The following is a 21,337-nucleotide window of genomic DNA, read 5'->3' on the forward strand; positions in this document are numbered from 1 at the left end:
GCACATGGCGAATCCTCATCAGCATTCGATAACGGGAATGACTCCGGTGTTGTATACTAGCGAACCTGCAAGTCAGGCCGAATTCCACAACACGGCTACAAAGGGGTAAACAATCTGATTCGCTGAAGGAGATTGCAGCCTAGTCTCCTCTCTCTGTGCAGTTCTTGCAGAAAGTTCCTGTCTTTGATTTTAACGCCTTCGAACATTATTATAATTGGCTCTTCGTTCAAGGTCAAGGGGATAGTTGATCCTGCTTCTTAGCTTCCCCTAAATAGATGTCACATGTGCGGCAATATGAACACACTGTAGTTCGATCCTCAAAGATTTGCCTGATCGTTTTGATCACCGTCATCTCGGGATCTCTTGTGTGAATATAGATATTTGCAGGAGATACCGTTATCAATGTACTAACAATCATATCTTCGAAGTTAATATCCTTCTCCAGTACTTCCAATTTAAACGTAGCATCAAATTCATTCGCATCAATAAGCTCTAGCCGATCATTCAAAATAACAAACTCGTGCCCGCCTTTGTGAATGAGATGAACAACCGGAATTTTGGCCTCCTGGATATACACAAAATATTGCAAAAGAGAAATAAATTCCTGGTACTGACGATCCATCAAATATTCATCAATCGCATATTCCGCAACTTCCCGCAGCTCGTCCGTATAATCCTGCAACCGGAAGAGGAGAAAGCCATCCAAGCTAAGCCGCGACGATTCCTCTAAGGCCAACATCAGCTGCTCGACTAATACTTGCTTGCGGCGCTTCATGCCAAAGCTGCTGTTTAGAACGGGTAAGTCCTCCAGCCCAGTTTCCGTATGCAGCGATTGCTTACAATACCCTTCAATTGCTTCTAAGTCCTCTATGGCATCATATTTAAATTCCTTCATAAGCAGATTCCGCAAAATGCCTGATTCCTTATCCGTGATGATATGATCAGCCAAAACACCGGCTAGACTCGGCATCATTTGATTACGAATTGTTGGAGCCTCCTGCTCCGACAGCATCGCCTCCAGGCGAATAAATGCATGTGATTCTGTCCATTCGTAGTCGATTGTCCATTCACTTTCAACGATATGTAAAAGCTGCAGCTCACGTTCTATTTGAGCGCTTAGCGAACGCACATATAGCTCATCAACTTTCATGATCACGATAGCAAACAGTTCCATGTCCTCACTCCTTCCATCTATACATCCTCCTCTTAAGAGTATATGGTCGATAGGTAGGAGATATACAACGAACAAATTGCCATTTCCTTTCAGCTTTCTTTATCAAATCTTTATGTAAAGTGACTCCATTCCCGTAAGTTTTCATGCTATGATATTCATTATAGTGCTTTAGACGCATATTTGGAGTGAGTATCCATGCATATTGACGCATACCAATTGCACAGACACGGTTGGAACCGTAAGTTACTGAACACGTATTGGTTCCTTGTGATGCTTCAACTGCCCTTCGAATTTCTCTATTCTCTTACAGCGCAACGGGATGTATCCAGTATACTGGGTCATTTATGTAATTCTGTTCTCATCCTAATTCTGCTAGAGATCACAAATAAATGTTATACAAAGCTGCTGGATTATCAAATCATTAGCGGCGGTGCGATCTTGTCATTCACCATTATTTACTTCAATTATGAAGTTAAAATGGCTGTCCTCTATCTACTGCTCCCGATATTTGTCTCTATCTTTTACCATCAACTTTCCAAAATCGTTTATTCTGTAGCCTTGACCCTGCTATCATTATCCATACTTTTTGCTGTAAGATTGAGTATACTCTCAGGTTATACATTTGCGGATCTTCTGACCATTCTGCCGGTGCTTAGTATTTTTTCGATTATCATATCCGGGATTATGAAACGCGGCGTCGAGATCCTGGACAATTTACAGGCAACGACTGAGCTGAAACAGGAGCTATTGATCAAAAATATTATCATGGACAAGCTTTCCAAGACGGATGCGTTAACCGATCTATACAATCATATTACCTTTCATGAGTACTTAGATGAGCTGATCACGCAAAACGCATCAGGTCATTTCTGCTTCCATATCGCCTTGCTCGACATCGACAATTTCAAAAAAGTCAACGATACCTACGGTCACAGAGCAGGTGACGCCGTCTTAAAAAACGTAAGCAGCACCTTGAAAAATCGTGTAGGTCCCAATGATTTTGTGGCTAGATACGGCGGTGAAGAGTTTGCCATCATTTTCACAGAGAAGAACACCGATGAAGTGTTTGACTTGCTGGAACGAATCCGTTGGCATATTTCTCAAGTGAAACATGAGGAACTGAACGAAAACTCGGTCACGATCTCGATCGGACTCTGTGAGTACATGCCAGGGACCTCCAAAGAATTGCTTTTTGCAGGCGCCGATCAATCCTTGTACATCGCAAAGAAAACAGGTAAAAATAAAACGGTCATCCACACAGCCCCCTTAAAAGAAGCAAACTAAACTTAAAAACAAAGAAAAGCCTCCATCCACGAAAAAGTGGTATGGAAGCTTTTTTATTCGCAAATAAAATTAGTTCTGCATCACGAAATCTTTATCGACTTTGACATTCTCGTCATCGAAAACACGCAGGATCTGGTATTTCGTATTCCGCTGCGCCGGGATTTTGCCCGCTTGGCGGATGATGTCCAGCGTTGAGGAGACGTTGACCTTATGCGTCGTACCCGCCGCGGAAACCACGTTCTCTTCAATCATTGTAGAGCCGAAATCATTGCAGCCATAGCTCAAAGTCTGCTTACCGACCTCAGGTCCCATCGTTACCCAAGAAGATTGGAAGTTAGGTACATTATCAAGCATAATTCGGCTGATCGCCAAAGTTTTCAAATATTCTTCAGGCGTTACTTTCTCCGCCTTCATGTTCGTGTTATCCGGTTGGAACGTCCATGGAATGAAAGCCAAGAAACCAGGCGTGTTCAGCTTCTGCATCAGCACATCGTCCTGAGCGTCACGGATACGCAGCATGTGAAGCGCCCGCTCTTCCATCGATTCACCGAAGCCAATAACCATGGTACCCGTGGTATGCATACCGATTTTGTGAGCTGTTTGCATGACGTTCATCCAATCGCGCCATGAACCTTTGAGCTTGCTGATTTTGCGTCTCGTCCGGTCATCCAGTATTTCGGCGCCGCCGCCAGGCAGAGAATCCAGTCCGGCTTCATGCAATTGACGAATGACTTCTTCCAGCGACAAGCCGTCAGAGACGTCTTTCATTTTCATAATTTCAGCTGGCGAGAAGGAGTGCATCGTAATATCAAAACGTTTCTTAATCTCACGAAGGATATTCGTGTAATAGCTAAATGGCAGGTTCGGATTCGTTCCGCCCTGCATCAGAATTTCAGTACCGTTCACATCCAAAGTCTCTTGAATCTTCTGGAAAATAGTTTCGTCCGGCAATACATAGCCTTCCGCCGAGCCCGGTGCACGATAAAACGCACAGAATCTGCAGTAGACGTCACAAATATTCGTATAGTTGATATTCCGGCCAATAACAAACGTTGTAATTGGATCCGGATGCCACTTTTTCATAATCTGATTCGCAGTGTCGCCAATTTTCTCTATTTGATCGGATTCGAACAGTGTAATGCATTCTTCTACATCAATTCGCCCGCCTGATTGTGCTTTATTTAAAATACGATCGATCGGTTTCACAGCTCTTCACTCCTTTAATTTCTGATAGCTCGTATCCATTTATCGTACCATACTCATGTCAAAAAAGCAGCAAAATGCTGCTTTTCATCAGGAGGAACCTTTTGCAAATATGACTATTCTGGGAATTCCGTCACGTTTATCCGCGAAGCGCTTGTTCCAAATCTTCAATGATATCTTCAATATCTTCAAGCCCTACCGAATAGCGGACAAGGCCGTCTGTAATTCCTCTCTGCAAACGAACTTCCCTTGGCATAGCTGCATGAGACATCATGGCCGGATAGGATAAGATGCTTTCAACGGCGCCTAGGGAAACGGCAACGAGCGGAATGCGAACTTTGCTCAACAGTTTCTTCGCTTTCTCGCCGGAGCCTACATCGAATGAAACAACCGCTCCATAGCCAAGGGACTGCTTCTCGTGAATCTCTTTGCGAGGATGGTTCGGCAGGCCTGGATAATAAACAACCTCAATGTCCGGCTGCTCAGACAGCCATTGCGCCAATCGTCTGGCGCTTGTCTCGGAAGCTTCCATACGGGCCTTCAAGGTTTTCATCCCGCGGATGAGCAGCCAAGAATCTTGAATGCCTAAGACGTTCCCTAAACCGTTCTGAATCTGCTTCATTCTGCGGCCCAGACTTTCATTGGCTACTACAGCCAGTCCAGCCAGAACGTCACTGTGCCCGCCCAGGAATTTGGTAGCACTGTGAAGCACGATATCAATACCAAGCTCGATTGGACGTTGATGATAAGGTGTCATGAATGTATTGTCCAACATCGTCAGCAAATCGTGCTCTTTGGCAAAAGCAGCGACCTCCGCGATGTCTGTAATTTTTAGCGTTGGATTCGAAGGAGTTTCAAGGAACACCGCTTTTGTGTTAGAACGCAGCGCTGCACGAACTTGCGCGATATCGGTCATATCCACGAAAGTGGACTCGACCCCCATCCGATTCATAATCGTTGTAAGCAAGCGGTATGTACCGCCATACACGTCTTCCGTTACAATGACATGATCTCCTTGTGAAAGGAGCATGAAAGCCGAGGAAATCGCGGCCATGCCGGAAGCAAAGGCGAAGCCGCGCGTTCCCCCTTCGAGTACTGTAATATAGTCCTCCAGAGCTTGACGGGTAGGATTGCCAGAACGCGTATAGTCATACTCTGGAGAAACCTCCAAATCGGCTTGATGGAAGGTTGACGCCTGATATAAGGGCACGCTGGAAGCGCCTGTTGCTTCATCAATCTCAGCGCCAAAGTGTATGAGCCTTGTAGCGAATTTGCCGTGAGGCTTGCGTTTATCGTTAGATGAATGGCTCATTACAGGGATTCTCCTTCTAGTTCTGCTTGTGCTTGACTGAGCGCATTCGCTAAATCAGCGATAAGGTCATCCTGATGCTCGATACCGACAGAGAAGCGCAGAAGGCGGTCATCCACGCCAATTTGTTGGCGAATTTCAAGCGGAATATCAGCATGAGTCTGAACAGCCGGGTAAGTCATCAAAGACTCAACCCCGCCTAAACTCTCAGCAAAGGCGATAAGCTGAATGTGACGCAGAATCGGCTCAACCAGTCTGGCGTCTTTTACTTTAAAGGAGAAAATCCCTGTGTTTCCGCTCGATTGTTTGTTTTGAATGGCATGACCTGGATGAGATTCCAGTGCCGGATAGTAAACATCGCTGATGAGCGGGTGCTCCAGCAGGAAGTTTGCAATTGCTGTTGCATTCTGCTCATGACGCTCCATACGAAGCGCCAGCGTCTTCATGCCTCTCATGAGAAGCCAGCTGTCTTGCGGCCCAAGAACAGCTCCGATGGAGTTGTGAAGGAACGCCATTTGTTCCGAAAGCTCCTTGCCCTTGGTCACGATCAGACCGGCTAGGACGTCGTTGTGTCCACCCAAATACTTGGTCGCGCTATGGACGACGATATCTGCACCCAGTTCAATCGGACGCTGTAAATAAGGCGTCAAGAGCGTATTATCAACGATGGAGACAATGCCCTTTTTACGGGCCCATGTACATACAAGCTCGAGATCCGTAATCATCATGAGCGGATTCGTTGGCGTCTCAATGATCAGCCCTTTGGTGTTCGGTTGGTAAGAAGACTCTAAGCCGTCCAAATCATTCGTATCGACATACGTAGCGGTTACACCGAAACGTGACATGATTTTCTCAAGCAGACGGTACGTACCTCCATATAGATCCAAAGAAACAATCAAATGATCCCCTTGGCTGAAGTAAGCAAAAACCGTTTGCAGGGCGGCCATTCCGGATGAGCAAGCGAAACCGGCATCTCCAGATTCCAACTGAGCAATCGCATCTTCAAGCACTTTGCGAGTCGGGCTTTTGGTACGCGCATAATCAAAGCCAGTACTTTGACCGAGCTTCGGATGACGGAAAGCTGTTGCTTGGTACACAGGGAAGGAGACAGCTCCGGTAACAGGTTCTTGAATAGAGCCAATTTGGGCGAGACGACTTTCGATTTTCAACAAAGGGGGTTCCTCCTCAAGAGTTAGGTTCGAATGATATTACAATTGCGCACTTGCCAGGCTTTCGTTGATGTTAGCGTTTAGCTCAAAAGGCGTTTCTTGATACACATAGTAGTTCAACCAATTGGAGAACAGCAAATTCGCGTGAGCTCTCCAAGTGTTATATGGCTGTCTGCTTGGATCATTGTTCGGATAATAATTTTTGGGAATTTCAATGGAAAGTCCCTTGCTTACATCCCGATCATACTCCCATTTCAATGAGTTCGCATCATACTCCGAATGGCCTGTCACGAAAATATGTTTCCCATCCCGGGTTGCCACGATATACACACCGGAATCTTCCGACTGAGATAGAATCTCCAGTTCCGAACATTGCTCAATGTCTTCACGGCGAACGTCGGTATGACGCGATTGCGGCACATGGAAAACTTCATCAAAGCCGCGAAGAAGTTTCGTATTGGGCACCTCGACCGTGTGCGGGAATACGCCGAACATTTTGTTATCCAGAGCAAATTTACGGACGCCGAAGTGATGATACAAACCTGCTTGGGCCGCCCAACATATATGCAAGGTGGAAGTGACGTTTTCTTTGCTCCAATTAAGGATTTGCGTCAACTCTTCCCAGTAATTCACATCTTCAAACTCCATTTGTTCAACCGGTGCGCCGGTAATAATCATGCCATCCAGCTTTTCTTCTTTGATATCGTCAAATGTTTTATAAAACAATTCCAGATGTTCAGCGGACGTATTCTTGGAAGTGTGAGTTTTTGGATGCAGAAGAACGAATTCCACCTGCAGCGGCGTATTCCCTATCAAGCGCAGCAGCTGCGTCTCCGTCGTTTCTTTCGTAGGCATTAAATTCAACAATGCAATGCGAAGTGGACGTATATCCTGGTGATACGCGACAGATTCGTCCATGGTGAAGATGTTCTCTTGGTTTAAAATTTCTTTGGCTGGCAGGTTGTCAGGAATCTTGATCGGCACCCTGTTCACTCCTCTTCATTAGTTTTTTAGTTTAGTTGGGTGTAACTAAATGCAAAAATGACCTTCTCCGGAATCAGAGAAAGGCCATGGAAAGTCAAAGTCAATGTCCTTCTCTTATCTCCCAGATTCGCTTAGCACAGCGTTTCCGCAAGAATTAGCACCGTGCATCCCTTTGCTTGCAAAGGTTTGTCGGTTGCCGGGTGTCATAGGGCTAGTCCCTCCACCTACTCTTGATAAGAAAATGTAACGTATGCAATTAAAATCATCATACTATAAAATTGGGTAAAGTCAAGACATTAACCATACCTTAACTTATGCCAAAACGAAGAAATTGCATCTCGTTGTCTGTCTATGATAAAGTCGATACGAAATGTATCCTGATTTGGTGTTTCAAACATCCGGTAAACGGGTTAAAAAGATATCAGACGATACATACTTGACTAATAAAAGGAGGTTTATTATGTCCGCTCCGTCCTCGGATAGTTTCTCTGCTTTCGCTTCATTAAATCGGTATTTCGCCTTAATCGAGTCCTCAAAACCGACTTTGCAACAAGCGGAGGATGCTGCTGCCTTGTTATGCCGAGTTTACGGTGCTGAAAGTGAAGAGGACCTGCTGCTTCGCGGCGATCCTGAATTGATTGACTTGTATAAAGAAATGAAAGGAAAGATCCTAAAAGCCGCCATGTAACTTCATGGCGGTTTTTTTGACACCTATCAGGTCCTTATTCCATACAGTATCTAAAGCGCATTTCCGCTTGTTTCGCCAAACTTTTTGGCTTGAAACGGGGTATATGAAGGGTTATACTAGACAAGTATTATTCGACACGGACGCAAAAGGGGGGCATACGTTTGGACGGGGAACCGAGGAGTAGCACCTGCAAGTTTTGTAAATTTTATAGTGTAGGAATGCAGTCGGTTATTTCGTCATCCGTAGCCTCGCGCAATTGATGAACTGTAGCCGGCTGATTCCATGCAAAGGGGTGGATCAGATGAAAACACGGTGGGTTCAGAATGGCATATTTACACTGGTCGATGACGTGTCTGTCGCACTTACACCTCCAGACAAAGGCTTTTATTGGATTGATGCAGGGATCGAGGATTTAGAACTTCTTCAACCTATGTTCCATCTACATGATTTGGCCGTGGAGGACTGCTTGAGCGAAGAAGAACAGCGTCCTAAAATTGAGTTTTATGATTCGCATTATTTTATCGTTATTAATAGCATTCGTTTCGATGATGAAGAAATTTTTCTACGTGCACTTAATCTATTTCTTAGCAAGCATGTCATTATTACCGTTACTAGACAAAAGATTAATGAATTGCGCGCCTTAAAGCCTTTCCTCTGGGAAGAGGAGGTTAACAGTGCCGACCGTTTCCTATACCATCTAGTCGATCTTGTCGTCGATAATTATGTTGCGGTAGGTGACCGTATCGAGGCCAAGATTGAAAAGCTGGAAGAAGATATATTGGTAGCGACCAAGAAATCGCATCTGAATGAGATTATTGGACTTCGCTCGGAAATTCTGTGGCTCAAAAAAGTACTCGTTCCGCAACGCGATGTCATCGGCACGCTTGGCAAGAAGGAGCTTAGGCTGATCGATCATCAGCTGCAAAAGTATTTTGGTGACATTTATGAGAATGCCGTGAAAATTGTCGATACGTTCGATACGCTTCGCGATCTCATGGGGAACTTACGAGAAGCCTATCAGTCCAGCCTCGCTAACCGGGCGAATGATATCATGCGCGTCTTTACCGCGCTGACCACGATTTTCATGCCACTGACGTTTATTACCGGAGTTTTCGGAATGAACTTTGATAACATTCTCGGGCTTCATGTCGCTCACGGCGATGAAATCGTTTTGGCATTTATGGGCGTGTTAGGCGTTGCCATGTATATTTTATTCCGTAAAAAAGAATGGCTTTAATGAAATGAGAGGAAGGGCTTCTTGAAGCAGCAGACCGCTGATCAAGAAGTCCTTTTTCTTTTTCTTTTTCTTTTCTCCATTCTTAACCCAGCTTGATTCTCACAAATTTGCGTTTCCCCACCTGAATAATATCGCCATCCTGCGGGCTCAGCGACTCATGGATATTCGTAATCTTCGCTTCATTGATTTTTACCGCGCCTTGCTCAATACTGCGTCTTGCCTGTGCGTTGGATGTTTGCAGTCCCAGAGATACAAGCAGCTTAATGATGGAGATTTGGCCTGCTTCCAGCAGATTGACGCTTATCGGCATTTCTTCGATATCTTCAGGCAGAGCCCGCTTTTGAAAGACGGTTATAAAATGCTGCTCAGCTTCTTGAGCCGCTTCCGCACCATGATACATACGGACGTATTCCTTAGCCAACCCCAGCTTCGCATCTCTTGGATGGACGGAACCTGCCGCCAGTCCCTCTCTTAGCTCTTGAAGAGCCTCGCTAGAGACCGCAGTCGTCAGCTCATAGTATTTCAGCATAAGGGCATCCGGGATGGACATCGTTTTGCCAAATATTTCGTTCGGAGCTTCGTCGATCCCAATGTAATTTTTCAAACTTTTGCTCATCTTCTGCACGCCGTCCAGCCCTTCGAGCAGCGGCATAAGAATGGCCACTTGCCCCTCTTTCATCTCATAAGCGCCCTGCAGCGTGCGTCCCATCAAAATGTTAAAGGTCTGGTCTGTCCCCCCGAGCTCAATGTCGCTTTCAAGTGAGACCGAATCGTAGCCCTGCATCAGCGGGTAGAAAAATTCATGCACGTGAATCGGCTGATTCGCTGCGTATCTTTTGGCGAAATCGTCCCGCTCCAGCATCCGCGCAACCGTCACCTTGCCAGCTAGTTTCAACACATCATCGAATTTCAAAGCGCTTAGCCAACTGGAGTTGTAGTAAAAGGTTGTTTTGGTAAAATCCAAAATTTTGGACAGCTGTGTCTGGTACGTTTGCGCGTTATGTTGAACATTTTCTTCTGTCAGCTGCTTGCGCGTTTCCGACTTCCCCGTCGGATCGCCAATACGTCCCGTGAAATCACCGATAATAAGCTGAACTTCGTGGCCCAGATCTTGGAATTGGCGTAGTTTTTGCAAAACAACCGTATGCCCGATATGAATATCCGGCGCGGACGGATCTAGCCCCAGCTTCACTTTTAACGGTTTTCCCGTTACGACTGCTTGAACGATTTTCTGCTTGAGCGCATCTTCCGGGATAATTTCAGCCGTTCCGCGCTTAATGATTTGAAGCTGGCGCTGGACTTCCTGCTGCTGAACTTCCGTTAACTCATTCCACATCATCTACAATCCCTCCCCATTGTGAGAAAACAAAAAAGACAACCTTATCGTCCACAAAGGGACGAGACGGTTGTCTCGCGGTACCACCCTAATTAAAGAGAGGGAGCCTGCGAGTCTCATTCGCGGCCATCTCTTTCACTTAGATTATATAACGGCACAGGAATGCCGGGTATAAGCTACTGATACTCTTACCTGAGCATGTTCCCTTATCCAACTCGGAACGGTAATTCGGAGCCATACTTGCATCGGTTTGCACCTTCCACCGACTCTCTGCAGCAGCGGCATTACTCCTACTAAGGGCTTAGCCCCTGTTCGTCATCGCTTTAGTTGCTATTCGGATTATTGACCATTTAATCATATCCGCCTAAGTCCTGTCAACACTAGCTTGCGGCTTGAGAATGCACACCCTCCTTCTCCTTGCGGAAACGCAAACGAAGCAGTCGCAGCCATTCATAAGCGCGGTCAAGCTCTTTGCCCTTCAGCTCCTCCGTACCGCCCATGCGCTGCAACACCGGTTTCAAGTAGCGGTCTCCTTCTGATTCAAAGGCATTCCAGGCTTTTATCTGTTCCTCCTCCGGGATCGAAGTGAGCTCCGCTTCCACCAGCGGATCCATATCGTAGCCTTCACGGTCCAATTCCTCCACCCACAGCAGGAGTTCTCTGCGAGGCATCGTTAAATCAGCTTGGAGATCCGCCAGGCTGCCTCCCCGGGAGGCAATCTCCAACAGCTTGCGCTTGCTGACCTCACGGTCCAGCTCCATGCGCAGCTTCTGTTCCTTTTGCGCGAGGAGCCATGCCTCGAACTTGACGTTGTCAACGCCCTTGGCAACCCAATCCAACGGGAAGCTGTTCGTCCGCTTGATCTCCGCGGTTAGCTTTAGTACATCCCCAGCATACATACTGGTCTTCTGCTCGCCAAAGCCGGGAATCTGCTGCAGCTCCTCCTTGCTTTGGGGCAAAAAGACGGAAATCATGCGCAGCACCCGATTCGTTGCGAGTATGTACGGTGCCTTTCCTTCGCGCGAGGCTTGTTCGCGTCTCCAGGCGCGCAGCTGCTCAAATACCTCCTCGTTGGGATGTTCCTCACAGTAATAAGTAAGCATCTGGGTCATCCTGGCTTTGCCGGAAAGTGCTTGGGCAGACTCCAAATCAGAGCTCACGATCGGTCGGAATCCGCCGCGAACCTTCTCTCGCAGGCCCTGCCGAAAAGTGCTCAGCATCTCATCCCAGCTCATTCCCTGATACCATTGCGCTTGCTGCGGCTTGCCTGTGCTGTCGGGCTCATTCCAAAAGACATTCCAAATGCCCTGTTCCTCAGCAATCGATACCTGTGCCGATACTACGCGATGCTCCCCCGTTTCTTTCTCCAATGTGTTTAGAAATACAATGTTCATGCTTTCCTCCTCCAGACATTCACGAATAATTATGTCAGAAAAACGAAAAAGCACCTCTTCAGCTATATGCTGAAAAGGTGCTTCCCTTTTTTCAATATCCAAATCATACCATGTTTGTCAGATGGGCGCAACCTATGTTTTGTTGACAAGCCCATTTGGGTTATAATGAGAGACATACCAGAATGAAATGAGGGCCCTTATGTCTGATTATGACTTTTTATACGACCATCAAGAAGAGACGACAACGCGTTTTGTGTGTTTCGTCGGTAACGCGCTGCACCGTTTTGATCTTGCCATTATGACAACGACCCGTTATTACGGCAAAAAGCTTGTTATTGATTTGCAATCAGGACGCAGCGCTGTTATTGGTCCCGATGACTTGGCGGAAGAAGGATATCTGGAATATGTGTTCAAGCTCAACGAAGAACAAGCACTAGAGCTTAACGAATTCTTATCGCAAATTATCGGTTCCATTCATTTCACGGATATTTAGTGAAGCGGCGGGGGACACTGGAAAAAGCATGCGCAACCCAAATGAGGAGGCATTTTCCATGAGTGTTGAAGAATCCGCGAATGACAAGTATACCGAAACAAAAGGGTTCATACCCGAGCAGAGAGATGTGTATGCCGATTTGGAGACGGTCGAGTCACAGCGAAATGACCTGATTCCAGAGGAATTTCCCGAAGGTCCCTATGGCACAAGCCTAAACACGGAATCGCTGGGAAAAAGCACTCCATGGCGGAAAGATCAACGCCCGCCGAACCAATTTTCCTATGAAAATCATGAGCTTCATGAAGGCATCAAACGGGACTATCCAGGCGCAGACGATACCAGGAATGAACCCAACAATCAGCAATAAACGAAAAAAGGGCTATCCACGAGTAGATGAACCTACTTGTAGATAGCCCCTCTTGTTTTTATTTACCCAGCAGCTCTAAATGTCTGCCAATATGATGGCGAAGACCTTCGGCAAAAGTATCTTCTTGCTCCGTCATCGTTTGGAAAAACTCGTCAGCGAATACTTTGCTGCCATCGGCATTTTTCGCCTGCAGCAGCAGACCGTACGTGATGTGCAGCAATTGGCGGGCATTGTTCTCTTCCATGTAGTCAGGCAGCTGCGCATCGGAAACTTCGGCAAGCGGAGCGATCGCCTCAATGTCTGTCGTAACATGGTAATACGCTGTCGCTTCTGTAAAATGATCCAATGCAAATTGGTGCATGCGGCGGTAAAGAGTTGGATTCACCTTCGCGATGACACGTACCGCTTCAAGCCAGTTTGTGCCGGCTGTTTTGATATGGAAGAGTCCGTTCGTGTATTGTCCGATCAGTGGGAATACACTAAATTTGTCACTGCCGGAGTGGATGCTTAGTTTGTATTCAAAATGCACAGCAATCGCTGCATGGCTCGCTAGCTCACGCTCAAATTGCGCGATATCGCCGATATAGTCGATGCCTTTTTGGAATTCCCCGCAGAAGCGTGGCGCCATACTGAAAATCGTAACTCCACGGTCACGCAGCTCGTTCGCAACCAAATAATGGGCTTCCGGCGAAGTCGGTGTTGCTGTTTCATCAATGGAAATTTCGAAATCAACAGCACGATCCAGAGGCGCGATATATTTGCGGAAAATCGCTTCCATGAAATTAATCGCTGCGTCGTAGATCAGCACATCCTTTTGGAGCGCTTCACGCGTATAGTTCAGTGTTGCGCCTGGAACGTTCGCAGGCGTTTCCAAATAGCGCTTCTCATAGTGCTCACGCAAGCTGGCTGGCAGAGCTGCATACTTCGCTGCGACTTCATCTGCGGACATCGTTTCAATCGTGTTGTCGATATTCTCGGAGCAATCGAGCGTCAACATCGTAAAACCAAGACGCAGCGCATACTCGATGTCTTCCTCTTTCTTCAAATGGTCGCCATCTGCGCCATAGCCATCTTTGTAGCCTTCTTGGAACACCGCAAATGCTGCTGCGTCCAGAACATCCTCATACGTTCTGCCTGTAAGCGCGAGCTCGCGAATACTTTGCTGTGCCAGTACCGGACGAATGTCTTTGCCGCGAATCGTTTGAATATGTCCAGGGCTTGCAATGCCAAGACGATCGCCTAGACCCATCGTAGCAACCTGTGTGCCAAATGCCTGAGGTGCTGTGTAAGGCAGATATTGATTAAGTGTCAAACGATTTTCGTGGGATAACGGGGTAACTTTAGCGCCGTCAACGACTTCCCCTTTCAATTGCTCGTACAAATCACTTTCGCCAACCGCAAGAAGCCGTTTTCCAGCTTCCGTCCGCACCATAAGAAGTGTTGTGTTCCCAACTTGTGTCAAAGATGATGCATATACTTTAACGCCAGGTGCCGATAGCGTCGATGTATTGCCTGATTGGATTGCGTTTATAAGCTCTTTCAATGTGTGAACCTCCCTTAATTTGCAAACGTTTGCTAAATTCCTATAAGTTTATCATATCGCAAGTTAGGAGCGTTTTCTCTTCATCTATTCCTATTTTCAGCTAAAACTATTCATATTTTTCACTCACTTTATGTTATACTTCCTTTAACTACGTTGAGAAATAAAGGAGTACTCCTATGCCCAGCACCGTCACGTTCGGCAATGAAGATGAAGGTCCTTTTTATATTCAGCATATTCATCGGTCCGGATCGTTCGAGAGGACTCAACACATGCATGACATGTACGAGCTCTATTATTTGTACGAAGGAGAGCGCATGTATTTCATTCGGGATCGCTCGTATCTTATCCTGCCAGGAGATTTGGTGCTCATTAACCGGCGCGAGCTTCACGCCACTTCCGATTCAGATAAACTGGGTCATGCGCGTGTCGTCATGAATTTCAGTGACACCTTCTTGGAGAGTGTGAAAGATGACGCCCCTTTCCTGCTCGATGCCTTCACGCATGCTACGCCTGTGCTGCGTCTGGATCTCCCAACCCGGCGATTTGTCGAAGACATTCTTGGCAAAATGATTCTAGAAGCGAAAGAAACCCATCTTGGGCAAACATTCGCCTTACGCCATTTTCTGATCGAACTACTGCTATTCACCGCACGGTTTGTCCGTTTGCATCCTGTCACATCGCCCGAGCACGTCTCTCCTTTGCATCGGAAAATATCGACGATCGTGCGTTTCATCAATACTCATTTTGCTGAATCTATGCGGTTGGAGGAGCTTGCGGAAAGGTTTGAAATCAGTCCTGCTTATTTAAGCCGAATGTTCAAGGAGATCACTGGATTTTCTCTCGTTGAGTATGTAAACCTCGTTCGTGTGCAGGAGGCGCAGAGGCTGCTGACTGAGACCAAAGTGAAAGTCATCGTGATTGCTGAGCAGGTCGGTTTCGGCTCCTTAGTCCAATTCGGCCGTGTCTTTCGGCAGATTACCAAAACGACGCCCCTTCGTTACCGGCAAACGGCAGTAACTTAACTATATGTAACTAAGTGTATAAATTGTGCGTCATTGTCAGCCATCCTCCCCCCCTCTTATAATGGCAGTAAAGCAGCAGAATAAGAGAGTGAGAGGATGAGAACGGTGAAATATAGAAACGTTGGCAATAGCGGATTAAAAGTGAGTGAAATTGCGCTCGGAAGTTGGCTAACTTATGGTACAGCCGCTGAGCAAAAAGCAGCCGACGCCTGTATTGAAAAAGCGTTCGAGAGCGGCATCAATTTTTTTGATACCGCCAACGCTTACAATCGAGGGGAAGGCGAGAAAGCGATGGGGGCGGCATTGAAGCCGTATACGCGCTCATCCTACGTGCTTTCGACGAAAGTTTTCTTTCCCATGGGCGACGGTCCGAATGATCGTGGTCTCTCTCGCAAACATATTTTTGAGCAATGCGAAGCAAGCTTGAAACGACTAGGCGTCGATTATATCGACTTGTACTTCTGTCACCGCTTTGACGCTCAAACACCGCTTGAAGAAACACTTCGCGCTTTGGATGACCTGACATCTCAAGGCAAGATTCTGTATGCCGCCGTCAGTGAGTGGACAGGTGCTCAAATTACCGAAGCTGCAGGAATTGCTGAACGTTTGAACCTGCGCCCGCTGATCTCTAATCAGCCGATTTACAATATGTTTGAGCGCTACATTGAGCGGGAAGTGCTGCCTGTCTCGGCAAAAAAAGGCTTAGGACAAGTGGTGTTCTCCCCCCTTGCTCAAGGCATTCTAACCGGCAAATACAAGCCGGGCGCACCATTGCCGGCTGATAGTAGAGCTGCCAACAATTCCGTCAACAGCATCATCACGAGCTATTTGAACGATCAGGTGCTCCATGTTGTTCAGGAGTTAGAACAGGTGGCCCGCCAGCTAGATATCTCCCTGGCACAGTTAGCACTGGCCTGGGTACTCCGTCAACCGGGGGTGAGCACAGCTCTCATCGGAGCGACCAAGCCTGAACAGATCGAAGAGAATGTGAAGGCAGTCGACGTTCAGCTTACCTCCGAGACGGTGGATCAAATTGATGAAATCCTGAAGCAAGTCGCACATTTCTCGCCAAAACGGTAAATGAGAGGGAACTATGGTCCCGCAGTCGTGGAAATAACAAGGGACTGTCTAAGAAGTAATAACAACTACTTCTGAGACAGTCCCTTCACTTTTGTTAACCGATTAATTTGATTAAACCTTTATAAGCGATTTCCTCGAACTTCGCAATAACCTTCTCTCGCTCCATCGCCCAACCGCAGTCTTCCAGCGCGCAGGCAACAGGCGCATCCAAGCGAATCGTTGCCAAATCACGGGATAAATGCAGCATGTCAAGCTCCGCTTCGATTTTCGCGCGAACACCTTTCGGCAGTGCCGCCAAATTTTCCAAAATGCCTCCGATATCCTGATATTCGTTCAGCAGTTTGGTCGCTGTTTTCTCTCCTATCCCTTTGACACCCGGATAGTTATCTGCCGTATCGCCGGTTAAGCCTTTCAGATCAATGATCTGCGCTGGTGTCAGACTTTTCTCTTCCATCAACGTTTCCAGTGTATACACCATATAGTTGGAGTGACCTTTTTTCATAATAATGACTTCCGTATTCTCATTCACAAGCTGGAGCATATCATGATCTCCTGTTAAAATCTGCACCTTCGTCAGAGGGCTGTATGTACGGGCAAGTGTTCCGATACAATCGTCTGCTTCGTATCCGACTACACCGATATTCGGGATGTTAAAGCTGGCTGTAACCTCTTTCACCAAATCGAACTGAGGAATTAACTCCTCCGGGGCAGGTCCGCGATTCGCTTTGTATGCTTCAAATTTCTCCGTGCGGAACGTTTTGCTCCCCATATCCCAGCAGCAAACCACGTGGGAAGGCTTGAAGGTTTGAATCGCATCGAGTAAATATTTTAGAAAACCATATACGCCATTAATCGGCACGCCGGTTTCTGTTCTCATGATGTAACCGCTGGATGAAGTCGCGTAATAACCGCGAAATAATAAGGCCATGCCGTCTACAAGCAGCACTGAACCAGATGAATTCTCTGACAACATAATCGCTCCTATCAAATAAATATATGTTCAGTATAGCACGGGAGCGCTCTCCCCGGCACGAAAAACCGCCATCAGTAAAAGTTACCAATGGCGGCTGTGTGATATCTATTCCCTTTTAGCGGCTGGTATGCCAGTTAATTTCTTGTACAAACTGCGTCAAAGACTCCTGCAATCGCGTGGAGATTTCATCATCCAAAATGGCTTGTCCCTGATCGCCCCAAGTCACTTGTTTATCCAGCACATACACGCCTTGCAAAATATTTTGCGCGCCTAGTGCGGACAGCACCGGCTTGAGGGCATAATCGATCGCGAGCAAGTGGGAAATCGTACCCCCTACGGCAAGTGGAAGCACAATTTTGCGTTCCAGCCCTTTTTGCGGGAGCAGGTCGAGGAAAGCTTTCAGCACACCCGTATAGGACGCTTTGTAGATTGGCGTTGCTACGAAAACAGCATCCGCTGCCGCAACAAGCGCATTCGCGTTCACAATGGCTTCGCTGTCAAACTTGGCATATAACAAGTCCTCTGCAGGGATATCGCGTACTTTGATCCAGTCCACAGTAAGTCCTGCTTGTAACAGTTCGCTCTTCGCTACTTCAATGACTCCATGCAAACGGGATGTGGGGGTTGGACTTCCTGAGATAATCACTACTTTCGCCATTTCATTCACTCTCCATTAAGGTTTTGATGAAAAAAGAGACCCCGCTTCCTTTGTTCGATAAAAGGTGGGAGTCTCCTGCTGTTAGGTCGACTTTTTAATTCATAGTAATTTACTTGGGATTATATTACCATTGCTTTTTGGGAACGTCAATAGCTTTCTTTAAAAGAAGTTCCAACCCGGCAGCCACCGGAGGAAAAAGGAATAGGTCGATGGAATAATCATCCCCGAAAGAATCGGATAGAATAGAGCAAACATCACAAACACGGCCAATAAATAGCCATAAACCCATCTTCTTTTATGAAGCGGTCCCTCTTCCAAATACTCTTTGATGTAGTAGGTCAGAATGAGCACGAGGAACGGCACCATGGCAAAATAGTGATAAATGAAAGTGAGCCTAGGCACCAGCATCCACGGCAAATACTGCGAGCAATAAGCGATCAGCAGCATGCGCAGAAGCTTATCCTTCCTCTTAATAGCGATGTAGAACGAGAAGAGCACAGCTACAAAGCCAGGCCACCAAACGAGCGGATTACCGAACGAAACAATGCTTGAAAGCATGCCTTGCGGCATGAATTTAGCTTGATAATACCAGATCGGACGCAGCATCATCGGCCACTCCCACCAAGGTGAGGAAAACGGATGCGTCGCTACCAAATCCTTATGATATTTGTACATGTGCACCTGATAGGTGACAACATCCTTCAACTGGTGTCCCGGTCCCGGAACCATCATGAACGGAATATAAGACAACGTGTAGATGCCTAAAGGGATGATGACAAACATCAATACACACCACATCAGTGTAAGGACGGTATTTCTTGCAAACAACTTCTGCACAAGCAGCAAGCGGCTTCGCTCCGACTCTGTGAGCGCTGGCTTCGCTTCCTCGGGTTCTGGAGGAGCCTCCTCCTGCAGCAACCGCCGAGCGAAGCGGTATTCGCTGAATCGTTCCAACAGGGATAAGAGCAGCAACAGCGCAAGGCCTGCGCCGCCATAGATCACAATCCATTTGGAAGCGGCACCGATCCCGAAGAAAAGACCGGACAACCCTAAAGGAATTAATGTGGTCCATAGCTTTTCGCGATAAAAGCTGAGTGTCGTGTAGCGGTACATGAAAAAAAACATCAGCATGATAAAAAATACGCCGTATACATCGATGGTCGCTATACGAGTCTGTGCAAAGTGCATAAAATCAAACGTTAAGAGGAAAGCGGCGATAAAGGCATATTCGGAGCGGCCAAACATCCGCTTCGCAAACACATAGATTACGGGAATCATGCCGATTCCAAACAGTGTTCCGACTATACGCCAGCCAAACGGATTAAGTCCGAAAATGTAAATACCGATGGCCATCAGCACTTTACCCAGTGGCGGATGCGTGCTTTCATAGGGCTCTATTTTGTGAAGATGCTCGTAGGCCGTCCTTGCGTGGTAAATCTCATCGAAATAAGTTCCGTTCATGTATGTAGGCGTGTACGGTACTACGCTGGATTCATCGAATAAATTCGCTGTTTTCCCTTCATCCGCCGAGTTTACATCCTGCTCCTTAACTTCCGTAACCGGTAAAATAGCCGGGCTGCCATCTCCGAAAATACCGATTTCATGCAGATGAAGCGGTGCGCTTTCCTGCCCGTCAATTACCATTTTAATATAGCGCGCATCCTTCTTTGGTTCCACTGTGTTCCAAGTGAAGACCTTGGTATGATCCGATTTCACGGCGATTTGATCCTGCCACTGCTGGCCGTCCTGTGAAAACCAGAAGGAATAAGAGCCTTCCCCAACACCTGCAAAGGTATTAATTCTTGTAATATTATGAGAGCTGCCCAAGTCAGCGATGACCGTTTCTCCCGCATTCGTCGGCTTCCAAAACGTTGTAGGCGCTTTGTGCCCGCCCAGATGGAATAAAGCGACGATGGTATAAATGACCACCAGCAGGCCGAGATACAGCACATCTTTTTTTGAGAAAAAACGTCCCTTCGGGCTTCGTTCTACCCCGTCCAAGCTTGGTTTGAAAATGGCATTCCAGCGCTCGGTCCACTTATCCGTGGTCGTCGAAACTATGGGTATCGGAACGGGTTCCTCTTGTAGTTTCTGTTCTTGTTGTGATTGCACAAAAAGCCTCCATCCCAAAATACATGCATAAACAAATAATATAACATTGATGGCTGAAACAGCCAGCATCAAAGGATCATAACGCGGAATATGATAATCTTGATGAAAGCTTCGCAGCAGCACATCCGCGATATTGATGAAATGTGTCAAACTAAACCCAATAAAGAGGCCCAGAATGCGGCGATCTTTAATATAAATAAAACTCATGAGAGCCAGCAGCAAGCCGTAGTGCAAATAGCGCTCATGCATTTTGGTCATGCACATAAAAACAGCCGTTATAAATAAGAAGGCCACATATAAAACAGCACCGCGCTGACCTTTGCTGCGGATATATAAATAGCAAGTGTACAAAACGGAAAGTATCATGAGCACTACACCCAATCTTTCGTAGGAAAGATACAGGAAGCTCGTTTTCATATCGATAAAATTGCCACCCAAAAGCGCCATGAGATTAAACGCATTCAAGGAAGCATAAGGATATGAGGCTAAAGTGCCTGAGTAAAGCTCGATCAACCACCCATACCCTCTTCCTATGGCAAAAGGCAGCGATACGACCGCGACCGTCGTCAAGCCGCTGAGCACACTCAGCAGGAATACCATCAGGTTGCGTTTGCGTATAACATCAATGAGCAGAAAAACACCGAAAAGAAGCGCCTGCGGTTTAAGCAGAAGAGCTAACGCAATAAACACGGATGCCTGAGGAAGTTTACCGCGCTGCTGCAGTAAAAATGTCGCTGCAATAAACAGCATGAAAAAGGAATCGACCTGTCCCCATATCGCCGAGTTCGACCAAATCGCAGGATTAAAAGCAAACAATGCAGCAATTCCTAAAGCTTGCAGCCATGTGCGTGCTCCGCCTTTCCAACTTGAAGCCAATCGAAACAACACGTAAACGGTTACGATATCTGCCAAAATGGCAGGAAATTTAAGCAGTAAAAGAGACTGGCCGCTCTCCCAAGGAATAGACAGCTTATGGTGCAGCCAACCTACGATATACAGGACATACATGTAGCCAGGCGGGTAATCCAGGAAGTAGTCCTTGGCATTGGTATACATGCCGGACAAGCCCACGGTATAGGCACGATCCGCCCATGCCAGGAAGGTTCGGACATCCGTATCGTAGCCCATCCAGATCGGTGCTAGATAAAGTCTTAGTAATAGCGCTGTCAGAAGCAGTAAACCCAGAAGTAAGAATTTATAGGGCGCTTCGCCCACTTGCTTGAACCAGCTTACCATGCGGCATCTCCTTAAAAATAGACTATTACCATTATACTCGTCCACTCTCTAGCAGAAAAGGAAAAAAGCACCGAC

At 46.8% G+C, this 21,337-nt stretch carries 18 protein-coding genes, 1 riboswitch and 1 other annotated feature; of the genes, 7 read left to right on the forward strand and 11 right to left on the reverse strand.

The window, feature by feature from the left end; all coding sequences use genetic code 11:
- Positions 1 to 232: 232 nt before the first annotated feature.
- Complete coding sequence (locus J2Z65_RS07745; RefSeq protein ID WP_167061888.1) at positions 233 to 1,174, reverse strand: putative sporulation protein YtxC; 942 nt, start codon at positions 1,172 to 1,174, stop codon at positions 233 to 235.
- A gap of 195 nt (positions 1,175 to 1,369) precedes the next feature.
- Here J2Z65_RS07745 and J2Z65_RS07750 point away from each other — a divergent pair, with 195 nt between their 5' ends.
- Entirely contained in the window at positions 1,370 to 2,458 is a 1,089-nt protein-coding gene (locus tag J2Z65_RS07750) for a GGDEF domain-containing protein (RefSeq protein ID WP_167061890.1), read from the forward strand.
- 69 nt (positions 2,459 to 2,527) lie between these two features.
- On the opposite strand, the gene mqnC is transcribed toward J2Z65_RS07750, so the two are convergent.
- The 4 genes from mqnC to metA form a co-directional block, all read right to left on the reverse strand.
- Positions 2,528 to 3,664 carry a cyclic dehypoxanthinyl futalosine synthase gene (gene mqnC, locus J2Z65_RS07755; RefSeq protein ID WP_167061892.1) on the reverse strand — a complete coding sequence of 379 codons (1,137 nt, stop codon included), beginning with the start codon at positions 3,662 to 3,664 and terminating at the stop codon, positions 2,528 to 2,530.
- A 136-nt stretch (positions 3,665 to 3,800) separates the two neighbouring features.
- The gene (locus J2Z65_RS07760; RefSeq protein WP_167061894.1) at positions 3,801 to 4,973 is read right to left on the reverse strand and encodes a trans-sulfuration enzyme family protein; all 1,173 of its coding nucleotides are present in this window, start codon (positions 4,971 to 4,973) and stop codon (positions 3,801 to 3,803) included.
- A complete protein-coding gene (locus tag J2Z65_RS07765; RefSeq protein ID WP_167062771.1) occupies positions 4,973 to 6,139 on the reverse strand; it encodes an aminotransferase class I/II-fold pyridoxal phosphate-dependent enzyme in 1,167 nt (388 codons plus the stop codon). The genes J2Z65_RS07760 and J2Z65_RS07765 overlap by 1 nt, the downstream gene beginning before the upstream one ends.
- A 39-nt stretch (positions 6,140 to 6,178) precedes the next feature.
- Positions 6,179 to 7,123 carry a homoserine O-acetyltransferase MetA gene (metA, locus tag J2Z65_RS07770; protein WP_167061896.1) on the reverse strand — a complete coding sequence of 315 codons (945 nt, stop codon included), beginning with the start codon at positions 7,121 to 7,123 and terminating at the stop codon, positions 6,179 to 6,181.
- Between the two features lie 111 nt (positions 7,124 to 7,234).
- Positions 7,235 to 7,363, reverse strand: a riboswitch (SAM riboswitch).
- 220 nt (positions 7,364 to 7,583) lie between these two features.
- Here metA and J2Z65_RS07775 point away from each other — a divergent pair.
- Positions 7,584 to 7,811: a hypothetical protein gene (locus J2Z65_RS07775; protein WP_167061899.1), complete on the forward strand. Its 228-nt coding sequence runs from the start codon at positions 7,584 to 7,586 to the stop codon at positions 7,809 to 7,811.
- Positions 7,812 to 8,112: 301 nt separating this feature from the next.
- Positions 8,113 to 9,048 carry a magnesium/cobalt transporter CorA gene (corA, locus tag J2Z65_RS07780; protein WP_167061902.1) on the forward strand — a complete coding sequence of 312 codons (936 nt, stop codon included), beginning with the start codon at positions 8,113 to 8,115 and terminating at the stop codon, positions 9,046 to 9,048.
- A gap of 82 nt (positions 9,049 to 9,130) precedes the next feature.
- Here corA and tyrS read toward each other — a convergent pair whose 3' ends face one another.
- Positions 9,131 to 10,387 carry a tyrosine--tRNA ligase gene (gene tyrS / locus J2Z65_RS07785; protein ID WP_167061904.1) on the reverse strand — a complete coding sequence of 419 codons (1,257 nt, stop codon included), beginning with the start codon at positions 10,385 to 10,387 and terminating at the stop codon, positions 9,131 to 9,133.
- A gap of 51 nt (positions 10,388 to 10,438) precedes the next feature.
- Positions 10,439 to 10,712: a binding site (T-box leader), on the reverse strand.
- 52 nt (positions 10,713 to 10,764) lie between these two features.
- Positions 10,765 to 11,778 (reverse strand): HRDC domain-containing protein, encoded by a 1,014-nt coding sequence (locus J2Z65_RS07790; protein ID WP_167061907.1) that lies wholly within the window; start codon positions 11,776 to 11,778, stop codon positions 10,765 to 10,767.
- Positions 11,779 to 11,977: 199 nt separating this feature from the next.
- On the opposite strand from J2Z65_RS07790, the gene J2Z65_RS07795 reads away from it, so the two are divergent.
- Complete coding sequence (locus J2Z65_RS07795) at positions 11,978 to 12,271, forward strand: DUF3055 domain-containing protein (protein ID WP_167061910.1); 294 nt, start codon at positions 11,978 to 11,980, stop codon at positions 12,269 to 12,271.
- Between the two features lie 58 nt (positions 12,272 to 12,329).
- Entirely contained in the window at positions 12,330 to 12,638 is a 309-nt protein-coding gene (locus J2Z65_RS07800) for a hypothetical protein (RefSeq protein ID WP_193580994.1), read from the forward strand.
- 58 nt (positions 12,639 to 12,696) lie between these two features.
- Here J2Z65_RS07800 and J2Z65_RS07805 read toward each other — a convergent pair whose 3' ends face one another.
- Positions 12,697 to 14,181 (reverse strand): tagaturonate epimerase family protein, encoded by a 1,485-nt coding sequence (locus tag J2Z65_RS07805; RefSeq protein WP_167061913.1) that lies wholly within the window; start codon positions 14,179 to 14,181, stop codon positions 12,697 to 12,699.
- A 176-nt stretch (positions 14,182 to 14,357) separates the two neighbouring features.
- On the opposite strand from J2Z65_RS07805, the gene J2Z65_RS07810 reads away from it, so the two are divergent.
- Together J2Z65_RS07810 and J2Z65_RS07815 are read left to right on the forward strand one after the other, a co-directional pair.
- Positions 14,358 to 15,203, forward strand: a complete 846-nt coding sequence (locus J2Z65_RS07810; RefSeq protein WP_167061916.1) for a helix-turn-helix domain-containing protein — start codon at positions 14,358 to 14,360, stop codon at positions 15,201 to 15,203.
- 105 nt (positions 15,204 to 15,308) lie between these two features.
- On the forward strand, positions 15,309 to 16,283 hold the full coding sequence (locus J2Z65_RS07815; protein ID WP_167062776.1) for an aldo/keto reductase: 975 nt from the start codon (positions 15,309 to 15,311) through the stop codon (positions 16,281 to 16,283).
- A 94-nt stretch (positions 16,284 to 16,377) separates the two neighbouring features.
- On the opposite strand, the gene J2Z65_RS07820 is transcribed toward J2Z65_RS07815, so the two are convergent.
- The 3 genes from J2Z65_RS07820 to J2Z65_RS07830 all read right to left on the reverse strand — a co-directional run bounded on the left by J2Z65_RS07820 (position 16,378) and on the right by J2Z65_RS07830 (position 21,262).
- Complete coding sequence (locus J2Z65_RS07820; RefSeq protein WP_167061919.1) at positions 16,378 to 17,256, reverse strand: 5'-3' exonuclease; 879 nt, start codon at positions 17,254 to 17,256, stop codon at positions 16,378 to 16,380.
- A 115-nt stretch (positions 17,257 to 17,371) separates the two neighbouring features.
- Positions 17,372 to 17,914 carry an NADPH-dependent FMN reductase gene (ssuE, locus tag J2Z65_RS07825; protein ID WP_167061922.1) on the reverse strand — a complete coding sequence of 181 codons (543 nt, stop codon included), beginning with the start codon at positions 17,912 to 17,914 and terminating at the stop codon, positions 17,372 to 17,374.
- A gap of 159 nt (positions 17,915 to 18,073) precedes the next feature.
- Positions 18,074 to 21,262, reverse strand: a complete 3,189-nt coding sequence (locus tag J2Z65_RS07830; protein ID WP_167061925.1) for a glycosyltransferase family 39 protein — start codon at positions 21,260 to 21,262, stop codon at positions 18,074 to 18,076.
- Positions 21,263 to 21,337 lie beyond the last annotated feature (75 nt).

Source organism: Paenibacillus aceris, assembly GCF_017874035.1.
In the GTDB taxonomy this organism is placed as follows: Bacteria; Bacillota; Bacilli; order Paenibacillales; family NBRC-103111; genus Paenibacillus_E; species Paenibacillus_E aceris.